At 75.2% G+C, this 12,674-nt stretch carries 11 protein-coding genes; 6 read left to right on the plus strand and 5 right to left on the minus strand.

The genetic code is table 11. The annotated features are described in order from the left end of the window. The first annotated feature begins 57 nt into the window (after window positions 1-57). Both ACQP04_RS26875 and ACQP04_RS26880 read left to right on the plus strand, forming a co-directional pair. The gene (locus ACQP04_RS26875; protein WP_433503342.1) at window positions 58-570 is read left to right on the plus strand and encodes a hypothetical protein; all 513 of its coding nucleotides are present in this window, start codon (window positions 58-60) and stop codon (window positions 568-570) included. Beyond that, window positions 567-1,016 (plus strand): ferritin-like domain-containing protein, encoded by a 450-nt coding sequence (locus tag ACQP04_RS26880; protein WP_433503343.1) that lies wholly within the window; start codon window positions 567-569, stop codon window positions 1,014-1,016. Before ACQP04_RS26875 ends, ACQP04_RS26880 begins: the two co-directional genes overlap by 4 nt. A gap of 271 nt (window positions 1,017-1,287) precedes the next feature. Here ACQP04_RS26880 and ACQP04_RS26885 read toward each other — a convergent pair whose 3' ends face one another. Then, window positions 1,288-2,304, minus strand: a complete 1,017-nt coding sequence (locus ACQP04_RS26885) for an aminotransferase (RefSeq protein ID WP_433503344.1) — start codon at window positions 2,302-2,304, stop codon at window positions 1,288-1,290. A gap of 176 nt (window positions 2,305-2,480) precedes the next feature. Here ACQP04_RS26885 and ACQP04_RS26890 point away from each other — a divergent pair, with 176 nt between their 5' ends. Next, window positions 2,481-2,891 carry a secondary thiamine-phosphate synthase enzyme YjbQ gene (locus ACQP04_RS26890; RefSeq protein WP_358210812.1) on the plus strand — a complete coding sequence of 137 codons (411 nt, stop codon included), beginning with the start codon at window positions 2,481-2,483 and terminating at the stop codon, window positions 2,889-2,891. A gap of 11 nt (window positions 2,892-2,902) precedes the next feature. Here ACQP04_RS26890 and ACQP04_RS26895 read toward each other — a convergent pair whose 3' ends face one another. Beyond that, entirely contained in the window at window positions 2,903-3,226 is a 324-nt protein-coding gene (locus ACQP04_RS26895; protein WP_433503345.1) for a hypothetical protein, read from the minus strand. 74 nt (window positions 3,227-3,300) lie between these two features. Here ACQP04_RS26895 and ACQP04_RS26900 point away from each other — a divergent pair, with 74 nt between their 5' ends. Continuing rightward, window positions 3,301-4,353 carry a hypothetical protein gene (locus tag ACQP04_RS26900; RefSeq protein WP_433503346.1) on the plus strand — a complete coding sequence of 351 codons (1,053 nt, stop codon included), beginning with the start codon at window positions 3,301-3,303 and terminating at the stop codon, window positions 4,351-4,353. Between the two features lie 130 nt (window positions 4,354-4,483). Then, the gene (locus tag ACQP04_RS26905; RefSeq protein ID WP_433503347.1) at window positions 4,484-6,214 is read left to right on the plus strand and encodes a protein kinase domain-containing protein; all 1,731 of its coding nucleotides are present in this window, start codon (window positions 4,484-4,486) and stop codon (window positions 6,212-6,214) included. A 10-nt stretch (window positions 6,215-6,224) separates the two neighbouring features. Here the strand turns inward: ACQP04_RS26905 and ACQP04_RS26910 are convergent, their stop codons facing one another. Further along, a complete protein-coding gene (locus ACQP04_RS26910; protein WP_433503348.1) occupies window positions 6,225-7,583 on the minus strand; it encodes an FAD-dependent oxidoreductase in 1,359 nt (452 codons plus the stop codon). Between the two features lie 130 nt (window positions 7,584-7,713). Further along, window positions 7,714-9,456 (minus strand): proline--tRNA ligase, encoded by a 1,743-nt coding sequence (locus tag ACQP04_RS26915; protein WP_433503349.1) that lies wholly within the window; start codon window positions 9,454-9,456, stop codon window positions 7,714-7,716. A 152-nt stretch (window positions 9,457-9,608) separates the two neighbouring features. On the opposite strand from ACQP04_RS26915, the gene ACQP04_RS26920 reads away from it, so the two are divergent. After that, window positions 9,609-10,814, plus strand: a complete 1,206-nt coding sequence (locus ACQP04_RS26920; RefSeq protein WP_433503350.1) for an acyl-CoA dehydrogenase family protein — start codon at window positions 9,609-9,611, stop codon at window positions 10,812-10,814. 49 nt (window positions 10,815-10,863) lie between these two features. On the opposite strand, the gene ACQP04_RS26925 is transcribed toward ACQP04_RS26920, so the two are convergent. Then, the gene (locus ACQP04_RS26925) at window positions 10,864-12,645 is read right to left on the minus strand and encodes a sigma-54-dependent Fis family transcriptional regulator (RefSeq protein ID WP_433503351.1); all 1,782 of its coding nucleotides are present in this window, start codon (window positions 12,643-12,645) and stop codon (window positions 10,864-10,866) included. Window positions 12,646-12,674 lie beyond the last annotated feature (29 nt).

Here is a 12,674-nt window from a genome sequence, read left to right on the forward strand (position 1 = left end):
AGGGACCGCCGGACCCGTGCCCCGCGGCCGCGGCGGCGGCTGGCAGGATGCCGGGCTGTGCACCCCGGCCCTCCGCTCCCCCCGGCAGCCGCGCGGCTGACCCGCCGGCGGGCGTTGGCGCTGGGGCTGGCCGCGGGCGGCCTGGGCCTCGCCGCCCCGGTCCTCGCCGGGTGCGCGACCGCGTCGTCCGACGACGGGCCGGACCCGCTGATCCCGCTGGTCACCCGCGCCCGGGCGGACGCCGACCTGGTCACCGCGGTGCTCGCCGCCGACCCGTCGCTGACCGGGCAGCTCGACCCGCTCCGCGCCGCCCGGTCCGACCACGCCACCGCGCTGGAGCAGGAGATCGCCCGGGTCGCCGGCACCACCACGCCCGTCCCGGCCCCAGCGCCGGCGACGTCCCGGTCGGGCGCGGACGTGAACACCGTGCGCCAGGCCGTGGCCGACGCCGCGCGCGAGGCCGCCGGGCTCGTCAGCAGCGTCCCGACGGCGCGGGCGGGCCTGGTCGGCTCGGTGGCCGCCTGCTGCGCGGCCTACTCCGCGGTGCTGGGGACGCCGCCGACCTCATGAGCGTCCCGATCGACGACGAGGCGATCACCGCCCTGCAGGGGGCCCTGGCCGCCGAGCACGCCGCCCTGTGGTCCTACACGCTGATCCTGGCGTTCGTGCCCGCGGACCAGGCCGCGGTCGCGCGCCAGGACATCGCGGCGCACCGCACCCTGCGCAGCCAGATCGAGCAGACGCTCACGGACGTCGGGGCGCGGCCGGTGTCGGCGCAGCCGGCGTACGCCACCCCCGTCCCGGTCACGGACGCGCTGTCGGCCGGGCGGCTCGCGGTGACCGCGGAGGCGGACGCGCTCGCGGCCTGGCGGTCGGTGCTCGAGCACACCACCAATCAGCAGCTGCGGATCGCGGCGCTGAAGGCGCTGTCGGAGGGCACGGTCCGGGCCTCGCGCTGGCGCGCCGCCACGGGCACCACCCCGACCATCCCCTCCCTCCCCGGCATCGTCCGCTGAGCCCCGCGAGTCGCGCTGTGGCCACCCGCGAGTCGTGAGCTCCGGCACCGCGAGTCGGGAGCTCCGGCACCGCGAGTCGGGAGCTCCGGCACCGCGAGTCGCGAGTTCCGGCACCGCGAGTCGGCAGTTCCAGCACCGCGAGTCGGCAGTTCCAGCACCGCGAGTCGACAGTTCCGGCACCGCGAGTCGACGGTTTCGGGGCACCGAGTTGCACTTCTCGGGAGGTCCCGGGATGTGGGGTTCGGTGACCCGAGAGTGCCGACTCGCGGAATCAGGTGAGGGCGGCGAGGGCGCGGTCGACGTCGTCGTCCGTGCTGTAGAGACCGAAGGAGAGCCGGGCGCCGCCGCCGCGCGCGGTCGCGACGATCCCCGCGTCGGCGAGCCGGCGGGCCGCGTCGGGCACGGACACGTGCACGATCGCCGAGCCCGCGAGCGGGAGCCCGAGGCCGGCGCGGAACCGGTCGGCCAGCCCGGCGCAGTGGGCACGGACCGCGGCGAGATCGAGCCCGGCGAGCCAGCCGAGGGAGTCCGCTGCACCGACGTGGCAGTACCAGGCGGGCGAGGTGTCCAGTCCGCGCGCCTCGGCGGCCAGCTTCGGCGGCAGCCCGGTGGTGCTGCCCCACGGGTCCTCGGCCGCGTACCAGTTCGCGGCGTGCGGGACGAGCTCGAGATCCGGGTGCACCGCCATCCAGGCGGCGCCGCGCGGGGCGAGGAGCCACTTGTAGCAGGCACCCGCGACGGCGTCGGCCCAGCCGAGATCGAGCGGCATCCAGCCGGCGGCCTGGGTGACGTCGAGCAGCACCCGGGTGCCGGACGCGCGGGCGGCGCGCAGGGCGTCGAGGTCGGCCAGCCGGCCGTCGAGGGACTGGACCACGCTGACCGCGACCACGTCGGCCTCCGGCGCCCGCTCCTCCAGTTCCTCGAGCGGCACCTCGGTGACCGCGATCCCACGACCCTGCACGGCGAACGGGTAGCTGACGCTGCTGAACTCTCCCTCGGCCACGAGGACCCGCGCGCCGTCCGGGGTCGCGGCCGCGACGAGCCCGACCAGCGGGGACACCGAACCCGCGACGGCGACCCGGTCGGCGCCGACCCCCACGAGGCGGCCGAAGGCGGCGCGGGCCCGGGCCACCACGCCGTCGAAGTCCGTCGCCCGGCCGGTCCCGTGGCGCCAGGCGTCGAGGGCGCGGTCGACGGCGTCGGCCGTCTCGCGCGGCGGGACCCCCACGCTCGCGGTGTTGAGGTAGCCGTCGGGCACGTCGAAGATCCGTCCGAACGCCTGGCGCACGCCCCGACCCTACGACGGCAGCTGGCCGCTGTCCCGGATCTCCCGACTCGCGCTGCCCGATCTCCCGACTCGCGCTGCCCGATCTCCCGACTCGCGCTGCCCGATCTCCCGACTCGCGGGGGGCGACAGCGCGACTCGCGGGGGGCGGGTGGAGGGGGCTCTCCTAGGGTCGGGGCATGCACACCGAGCTGATCGAGGTCCGCACCGGCGGCGAGGAGCGGGTCGTCGACCTGACCTCGCGGATCGCCGACCACCTGCGTTCCGTCGACGCGCGGGAGGGCCTGCTCAACGTCTGGGTGCCGCACGCCACCGCGGGCGTCGCGGTGATCGAGACCGGCGCCGGCAGCGACACCGACCTGCTCACCGCGCTGCGCGACCTCCTGCCCGCCGACGACCGCTGGACCCACCGCCACGGCAGCCACGGGCACGGCCGCGACCACGTGCTCCCGGCGATCGTCGCGCCCTCGATGTCCGTGCCCGTGATCGACGGCGAGCTCGCGCTCGGCACCTGGCAGTCGGTGTGCCTGGTGGACACGAACGTCGACAACGCCGTGCGCTCGGTCCGGCTGTCGTTCCTGCCCGGCTGACGGGCGGGCGGTCAGAGGTCGCGGACGGTGCGGACGGCGGCGGCGAGGCCGGTGGCCGGGCGCAGCTCGCGGAGCCGGTGGATCGCCGCGCCCTCGCCCTGGCGCAGCTTGACCTCGCGGATCTCGTCGATCTCGTCCTCGTCGAGGTCGACCGGCAGGTGGGCGACGGTGATGCGGCGCAACGGCTCCACCATGAGCAGCGCCGCGGCGGCCACGACCCCGGCCGCGGTGTGGGCGCCGCCGAGGACCAGGACGAGGGCCGCCAGCAACCCGACGGCCGGGATCGCCCAGAGCAGCCAGGGCATCCGCCGCCGCAGCACCTCCACCACGTCCACGCCGGAAGGACACCACACCCCGGCCACGGCCGCCATCATGATCAGCTGCGCACGCCCGCGCTAGTCTCCGCGGCGTGGACAGACCGGACGGGTCGGACGAGCCCCGCCAGCCCCCGGACACCCCGGAGCCCACCGCAGCCCCGGATGCCGAGGAGACCTCGAAGGCCCCCGGCGACGCCGCCACGACCGCTCCGGAGGACGCCGCTACCGGGGAGCGCACCGGCGGCCGGACCGGCGCCGACGACACCACCACCGTCGTCCCGACCGCCCCGGCCCCGCCCACACAGACCGGCGTTCCCACCACCACGCAGACCGGCGGCCCCCCGCTCGCCGCCTCCGACGCCCCCCACTACCCCGGCCAGCGCTACCCCGCCGTGCCCGGGCGGGAGGGCGAGCCCGAGATCCCGGGCGAGCAGCCCTGGGGCCCGCCGCCCGGCCACGGCACACCGCCGTCCTGGTCCCCACCGCCCGTCGAGCAGCGGCAACAGCGCACCGGCCGCTGGATCGCCGGCCTGTCCGCCGTGATCGTCCTCGCCCTCGCCGCGATCGGCGGCGGCGCCTGGTTCCTCGTCACCGCGCTCTCCGGCCCGACCGTCCCGGCGGGCTACCGGCCCGTCGACACGCCCTACCTCACCTACGCCGTGCCCGGCGACTGGACGCCGCTCGACGACGTCGCCGCCCGCGGCCTCGGCGTCGCCTTCACCGGCGGCGCCGACGCCCCCGGCTACGTCTGCCGCGGCGACCCCTACAAGCGCGGTACCGCCACCAGCGCGCTCGTCCAGGCCTCCGACGACCCGGCGACCCTCGCACGACGCTTCGCCGCCGAGTTCGGCCGCTCCTTCTACACCAGCACCGCGGGTCAGGGCCCACGCGTGACGCTGAGCGAGCCCCGCACCGTGGAGATCGGCGAATCGACCGGGGTCGTCGTCGAGGCCGTCTCCACCACCCCGGTCGACGACGGCTGCCTCGCCACCGGCGGCCGCACCCAGGTGCTCGCCGTGCCGGTGGCGGGCGGCACCGCGCTGCTGGTCGCGAACGCCGACACCACCGGCGGTCCGGCGACGCCGCCGTTGGTCCCGCCGTCGACCGTCGAAGACATCATCGGCAGCGCCGCCCTCCCCCGATGAGTCCGTCCCGGTAACACCGGCGCGCGTCCGCCCGAGATCGCGTGCGGTGGTGACGGTCCGATCTCGGACGGGCCGGTCCGGGTCCCGCGGCGGCTACCGTGACGCGACCGCGGGGGGTGAAGGGGGCACGGTGCAGGGCACGACGTTCGGCCCCTACACGATCGAGGAGCTGCTCGGCCGCGGCGGCATGGGCGAGGTCTACCGCGCCTTCGACACCGACACCGACCGCGAGGTCGCGCTCAAGGTCCTGCCGCCCGCCCTGGCCGGCGACGCCGAGTACACCGAGCGCTTCCGCCGCGAGTGCCGGGCGGCGGCGCGGCTGCGCGAACCGCACATCGTCCCCATCCACCGCTTCGGCGAGATCGACGGCCGGCTCTACCTGGACATGCGCCTGGTCGAGGGTTCCGACCTCGGGTCCTGGCTGGCGGCGCACGGCCCGCTCTCCCCCGCCGCGGGCGTCGCGGTGATCTCCCAGATCGCGAGCGCCCTCGACGCCGCGCACGCCGAGGGGATGGTGCACCGGGACGTCAAGCCGTCGAACATCCTGCTCGCCGGGGTCGGCGACGAACACGAGGTCGACCCGGGCGAGGTGTTCGCCTACCTCTTCGACTTCGGCATCGCCAGCTCCACCGCGGCCGGCGAGGGCGGTGAGCAGCTCACCCGCAGCGGCACGGTCCCCGGCTCGGTCGCCTACCTCGCGCCGGAGCGGTTCCACGGGGTGCCCGCCGACCGCCGGGTGGACGTCTACGCCCTGGCCTGCGTGCTGCACCAGGCGTTGTCCGGGCGGCAGCCCTTCACCGGCGACCTGCCCACGCTGATGCACGCGCACCTCGCGATGCCGCCGCCCCCGCTCGGTAGGCCGGACGTGCCGTCGGCGCTCGACGAGGTCGTCGCGCGCGGGATGGCGAAGGACCCCGACCAGCGGTTCCCGACGGCCGGCGCGCTGGCCGCCGCGGCCCGTGCGGCCCTGGGGACCTCGGCCGGCTCCGTGCCGACCGCACCGCCGCCGCCGACCGGGGAACCCCGGACGTCGACCTTCGGCTCCGGGCCGCCCACCCCCGCCTGGAACGACCCCCGGCAGACACCGGCCGGCCCGCCCGCGCCGGCCTGGAGCGACCCGCGGCAGGCGCCGGCCGGGCTGGCCGCGGGCTGGTCGTCGGCGCCGGACACGATGGTCGGACAGGGCTGGCAGGCCCCGCCGCCGCGCAAGCGGACCTCCCGGGCGGCCGTCGCGGCCGTCGTCGCCGGGGTGCTGATCGTGCTCGGCGGTCTGGCCACCGCGGGCGTGCTGCTGGTGCGCGGTGCCGGTTCCACCCCGGACCCCACCCCGACCGCCGCCCCGACTGCCGCGACCACCGCTCCGACACCGCAGAGCGTGGCCCCGACCGTCGCCGCGGGCTCGGGCGACGCCGCCCTGTTCGCCGACCTGCCCGCGGGGTTCTCCACGAGCAACTGCACGGCCGACGCGGGCACCGCCGGCACGATCGGCGCGGTGTCCTACCTGGAGTGCGAGAACGGCCCCGCAGACGGCCCGGACGGCGGCACCTTCACCCGGTACGACCAGCAGAGCCGGCTCGACGAGGGCTTCGACGGCGCCGCACGGTCCGCGAACGTCCCGCTCGTGGAGAACGGGCAGCACTCGAGCTGCAAGACCGGGACCACGATCGCGACCGGGTACAGCCAGAACGACGAGTTCGCCGGCCGCGTGGGCTGCTACACCGACGCCGCGAGCGGGGCGGCGTACCTGTTCTGGGCGGACAACGCCGCCCTCGCCCTCGGCTACCTCCGCCGCAGCGACGGCGACATGACCGCGCTCTACGACTGGTGGAGCGCCAACGACTTCAAGGCACCGGGCCGGTAGCGCCGGTGACTCAGCCCACCTGCGACAGCTCCACCATCTCCTCACGCGGCACGACCTTGATCCGCTCGCGGCCGCGCTCCTCGCCGAGCCCGCGCTCGTGCTTGTCCAGCTGCAGCCAGCCGTCCCACGTCGTGTAGCGGACGCCGCGCTCCTCCAGCAGCTCGACGACGGCGGCCGGGTCCGGCACGGGGGCCGGGTCGAGGTCCGCGGCGTCGGCCAGGAGGCTGCCCACGGTCTCCAGCGCGCAGCCCTTGGTGTGCCCGATCAGCCCGACGGGGCCGCGCTTGATCCAGCCGCACGCGTACACGCCCGGAACCTGCTGGCCGTCGAAGTCCAGGACCCGGCCCGCGGCGTGCGGCAGCGTGCCGGACAGCGCGTCGAACGGCAGCTCGGGCAGCTCCGAGCCGATGTATCCGACGGCCCGGTACAGGGCCTGCAGCGGGTGGTCGGTGAACACGCCGGTGCCGCGGACGCCGCCGGCGCCGTCGAGCTCCATCCGCTCGGTGCGCAGCCCGGTGACGCGGTCGGCGCCGAGGACGGCGACCGGCGCGGCCAGGAAGTGCAGGTGCAGCCGGCGCAGCGCGGGGTCGTCGGCCGGGCGGCGGTCGCGCAACGCCCAGTCCTGCAGGGTCTTCACGACCATCTGGGTCTGCCTGCTGCCGCGCAGGGCGGCGAGTGACCCGGCGTCGAACTCGACGTCCTCAGGGTCGACGACGACCTCCACGCCGGGGACGTGGTCCAGCTCGCGCAGCTCCATCGGCGTGAAGCGGGCCTGGGCGAGGCCGCGGCGGGCGAAGACGTGCACGTCCGTGGCCCGGTTCGCCACGAGCCCGCGGTGCACGTTGTCGGGGATCTCGGTGACGAGCATGTCCTCGGCCTGCTTGGCCAGCACCCGCGCGACGTCGAGTGCGACGTTGCCGGCTCCGATCACGCCGACGTGCCGCGCCTCGAGCGACCAGTCGCGCGGGACGTCCGGGTGCCCGTCGAACCACTTCACGAACTCGGCGGCGCCGTGGCTGCAGGGCAGGTCGATGCCGGGGATGTCGAGGTCGCGGTCCCGCTCGCAGCCGGTGGCGACCACGACGGCGTCGTACAGGGTCCGGACGTCGGCGAGCAGCAGGTCTCGCCCGTAGGCGACGTTGCCGAACAGCCGGACCGACGGGCTGTCGAGCACCCGGTGCAGCGCGTGCACGATCTGCTTGATCCGCGGGTGGTCCGGCGCGACCCCGTAGCGGACCAGGCCGAAGGGCGCGGGCAGCCGGTCGAACAGGTCGACGGTGCAGGGCGTGCCGGATTTCATCAGCGCGTCGGCCGCGTAGATCCCGGCCGGACCGGCCCCGATGACGGCCACCCGCAGCGCCCGCGCCATGCCCACTCCTTCGCTCGTGGAATCGATCGGTTCCACCGTAGCGAAGATAGGTGAGGCTTACCTAATGAAGACGATCACAGGCCCCGAGCGGAGCGACAGCCGCGAGAACGGCTGCCGCCACCCACCGGGTTCAGCCGCGCACCAGGGCGGCCAACGCCTCGCCGGCACCCTCGCGGGCGATCTCCGAGCGGTCGCCGGTGCGGCGGTCCTTGACCTCGAGCTTCCCCTCGGCCAGGCCCCGCCCCACGACGACGATCGTGGGCACGCCGATCAGCTCGGCGTCGGCGAACTTGACGCCCGGGCTGGCCTTGCGGTCGTCGAGGATCACCCGCAGGCCCGCGGCCTCGAGCTCGGCGGCGACGGCCTCGCCGCCCTCGAGCAGCTCCGCGCTCTTGCCGGCCACCACGACGTGCACGTCGAACGGGGCCACCGCCCGCGGCCACACCAGGCCGGACTCGTCGTGGCTCTGCTCGGCGATCGCCGCGACCAGCCGCGAGACGCCGATCCCGTAGGAGCCCATGGTGATCCGGACGGGCTTGGAGTCCGGGCCGAGGGCGTCGAGGGCGAAGGCGTCGGCGTACTTGCGGCCGAGCTGGAAGATGTGCCCGATCTCGATGCCGCGCGCGGCCTCCAGCACCCCGCTGCCGTCCGGCGAGGGGTCACCGGCGCGGACCTCGGCGGCCTCGATGGTGCCGTCCGGGGTGAAGTCCCGGCCCGCCACGAGGTCGACGACGTGGTGGTCGAGCTTGTCCGCCCCCGTCACCCAGGCCGTGCCGGTGACGATCCGCGGGTCCACCAGGTACCGCACGCCGTTGGTCTGCAGCGACTCCGGGCCGATGTAGCCCTTGACCAGGAAGGAGTTGGCCGCGAAGTCCTTCTCCTCCAGCAGCGCCACCTCGGCCGGCTCCAGCGAGGCCTCGAGGCGCTTCATGTCGACCTCGCGGTCCCCGGGCACGCCGATCCCCAGCAGCTCCCACTCCGTCGCGCCGGGCTGCTTCGTCTTGACCAGCACGTTCTTCAGCGTGTCCGCCGCGGTGAACGTGCGGTCCGTGTGCGCGTTGAGGAAGTCGACGAGCGTCTCGATCGTCGGGGTGTCCGGCGTGTGGTGGACGACGGCGGCGGGCTTGTCCTCGACCGGCAGCGCGGGCGGCGCGGGCGTGGTGACGGCCTCGACGTTCGCCGCGTACCCGCCGGGGCCGCGTACGAAGGTGTCCTCGCCGGTCTCCGACTCGGCCAGGAACTCCTCCGACGCCGACCCGCCCATCGCGCCCGAGGTCGCGGCGACGATCACGTACTTCAGCCCGAGCCGGTCGAAGATCGTGATGTACGCCTTGCGGTGCTTGGCGTACGACTCGGAGAGCCCCTCGTCGGACAGGTCGAAGGAGTACGAGTCCTTCATGAGGAACTCGCGGCCGCGCAGGATGCCCGCGCGGGGGCGCTCCTCGTCCCGGTACTTGGTCTGGATCTGGTACAGGATGACCGGGTAGTCCTTGTACGACGAGTACTCGCCCTTGACCGCGAGCGTGAACAGCTCCTCGTGCGTGGGGCCGAGCAGGTAGTCGCCGCCCTTGCGGTCCTTGAGCCGGAACAGGTTCGGCCCGTACTCGGTCCAGCGGTTCGTGGCCTCGTAGGGCTCGCGGGGCAGCAGCGCGGGGAACTGGATCTCCTGGGCGCCCATGGCGTCCATCTCCTCGCGCACGATGTTCTCGACACGCCGCAGCACCTTGAGCCCGAGCGGCAGCCAGGAGTAGACGCCCGGGGCCACGCGGCGGACGTAGCCCGCGCGGACCAGCAGCTTGTGGCTGGGCACCTCCGCGTCGGCCGGGTCCTCGCGGAGGGTGCGGAGGAACAGCGACGACATCCTGGTCAACACGCTGAGCAGGGTACTGAGCGTGTCTCGGGAGGCTCATCCCGGTTCCGCCCATCTCAGAGTGAGACCTCCGCGGACCACCCGTCCCGCGTTCTGATGATCCGGCAAGGCCGCGACGACGGCGTCCGGCCCCCGCCGAGAAGGACGGTGTGCACATGACCGCGACCGCGGAACGCGCCGAGAAGACCGGGCCGGCCGACCGGCCCTCCGCCGAGGACCTCATCGCCCGCGCGGAGGCCCTCGTACCCGTGCTGCGCGAGCGGGCGCAGCACTGCGAGGAGCTGCGCCGGATCCCGGACGAGACGATGGCCGACCTGACCGACGCCGGCCTGTTCGACCTGGTCGCGCCGCGCAGCCTCGGCGGCCACGGCTACGGGATGCGCGAGTTCGGCACGATCACGCGGATCCTCGCGCAGGGCTGCGCGTCCACGGCGTGGGTCTACTCGTTCCTCGTGGTGCACAACGTGTCGCTGGTGCAGGACACCCCGCACCTCCTGCACGGGAAGGCGTTCGCGTCGTGCGCGCTGTCCGCCGGTTTCCAGGCCACGCCGTCCGGCACAGCCACGAAGGTCGACGGCGGGTGGCGGCTCACCGGCAGGTGGCCGTTCGCGTCCGGGATCATGAACTCCGAGTACTCGCTGCTCATCACCACCGACCAGGACGGCGAGCTGCTCGGCCTGGTCGTCGACGTCGCGGACGTGACGATCCACGACGTCTGGCACATGTCCGGCATGAAGGGCACGGGCTCCAACACGTTCTCCTGCGAGGACCTCTTCGTGCCCGCCGACCGGCAGTGGACGGTGTTCGGGCAGGAGCCGATCCACCCGCTCGACCACGGCGACGACCGCCCGCTCGAGGGCTTCTCCATGATCCGGATGTTCGACGTGCTGCTGGCCGCCGTCGCGGTCGGCAGCGCCGAGGCCTGCCTGGCCGACTACAAGCAGCGGATCCTGACCCGCACCGTCGGGTTCGGGCTCGGCCCGCAGCGCGAGCACCGCGAGGCGTGGGTGCGCTACGGCGACGCGGTCACCCGCACCCGGATCGCCCGGCTGGTGTGGGACGAGACCCACCGCGTGGTCACCGAGCTCGCCGACGCCGGCGACAAGGCGTCCCTGGAGCAGGCCTGCGAGCTCCGGATGGCGTCGCCCGCGATCTGCCGGCTCGCCCGCGAGGCGATCGACACCATGCTCGACGGCGCCGGGTCCAGCGTGAACGAGCTGCGCAGCCCCTTCCAGCGCTACAAGCGGGACGTCGACACCCTCAAGAGCCACTCCTACCTGCACTGGGACGGCGCCGCCGTCACCGCGGGCGCGGCGCTCCTCGGCGTCACCGACGAGCCCGACGGCCTCCTGCTGGTCTGACTCGTGAGTGGCGATGGTCGCCATGACGACCATCGCCACTCACGGGGGGTCAGGCGATCCCGAAACGGCGGATCTTGCGGTAGATGGTCGCGCGGGAGATGCCCAGGTCGGCGGCGGCGCGGTCCTTGTTGCCGCCGGCCTTCTCCAGGGCCGCGACGATCGCGTCCCGTTCCGTGCTCTCCAGGCGCGCGAGCGGGCGGGTACGCGGCCCGGCGCGGTAGCCCTCGGGCAGGTGCCGGACGCCGATGTCGAAGTGCATCGCCGAGACCATCGCACCGGCCAGGACCCGGCGCAGCTCGCGGACGTTGCCGGGCCAAGGCTGGGCGCGTAGCGCGGTCAGGGCCTGCGCGGTGCACCGCGGCCGCGGGCCGTCCGCGGGGGCGAGCTCGCCGAGCAGCTCGTCCACCAGGCCGGGCAGGTCCGCCGCCCGGTCCCGCAGCGGCGGCACCGCGAGCGCGGCCCGGGCCTCGTCGAGCAGCCCGCCGGGGAGCCCGTCCGGCCTGGTCGCCGTCAGGACGACCCGGGCCTCGGCCGCGCCGACCAGAGCGGTCAGCCCGCCGTCGCCGTCGAGCTCCTCGGCCCGGCGCAGCACCACGGTCGCCTGCGGGTCGGCCAGGACCTCCGCCAGGTCCGCGGGCCGCCCCGCGCGGCAGTCGACGACCGTGCAGGAACCGCCGCCCGCCCGCTCGTGCAGCCACCGGGCCAGCCGCGTCTTGCCGACACCGGGTTCGCCGTGCAGCAGCACCGGCCCGCCCAGCTCGGCGAGCCGGCGGGCCCGGCGCTGCAGCTGCGCCCACGTCGAGTCCGATCCGCCCACCGCGGCCCGGCCGGCGGCCGGGACCATGGTGACCACGACCCCGGCGGGCCACGGACCGCCGCCGTCGACGGGGGCGCAGCGGGCGTCGACGACCACGTCGCGGGTCAGGGTGAGCCGCCCGGTGATCTCCCGGCCCGAGGCCACCGCGCCCCGGGCCCAGTCCCACAGCAGGGCGTGGTCGGCGGGCTCGAACAGCTGGGCGGCCGCCGAGTTGGTGAACAGGAACTCCTCGTTGAGCGAGGCGACGGCCACGCTGCGGCGGCGCCGGGAGCGCGCGACGAACTCCTCGAACAGCGCCCGCTCGTGCACGGTGGCCTGCTCCCGCAGCCGCACCTCGATCTCCCGGACCGCCTCGGTGAGCAGGGGCAGCAGGATCTCGTTGGTGTCCCGGGAGGCGCAGGTGAGGTCGAGGACGCCCTCGAGCCGGCGGGACAGCGGATCGAGGATCGGCACGCCGACGCAGGTGAAGTCCTGCATCGCGTCCTGGTAGTGCTCGCCGCCGACGATCAGCGTCGGGCGCCGTTCCTCGACCACGGTGCCGAGCCCGTTGGTGCCCACCCGCTCCTCGCCGAGGCAGCAGCCGGGCGAGGCGGAGATCGCGTCGAGCCCGGCGAACAGGGCCGCCCGTCCGGCGCCCCGCCAGAGGATCCAGGCCTGCGCGTCGGCCAGCACCACGGCGGTCGACGTCCCGACCAGCTGGGCCACGAGCCGGTCCAGCACCGGCTCGGCGGCGCGCAGCAGCCGGGGCGTGCCGGAGCGGTCCGGGTCGGCCGGGCCGGTCGGCATCCGGCCGGGGTCCACGCCGGAGAGCAACGAGCGCCGCCAGGACGCCGCGATCTCGGGGCGGACCAGCCCCTCGGACGCCGCCGGGGCGCCGGGATCACCGGGGCCGCCGGACAGGAGCCGCTCCCGGGCCCGGCGGATGAGCCGCTGGCCCTCCGGGCTCCAGCGCGCCGGACCCGGTCGCGCACGGCTGTGCACGACCTCGGCGCCCGTGGACGACCCTTGACCCACCCCGACCTCCTCGTCGGCATGCCCCCGAA

Origin of the sequence: Pseudonocardia halophobica (genome assembly GCF_050948485.1) — a bacterium.
GTDB classification, from domain to species: Bacteria; Actinomycetota; Actinomycetes; order Mycobacteriales; family Pseudonocardiaceae; genus Pseudonocardia; species Pseudonocardia halophobica.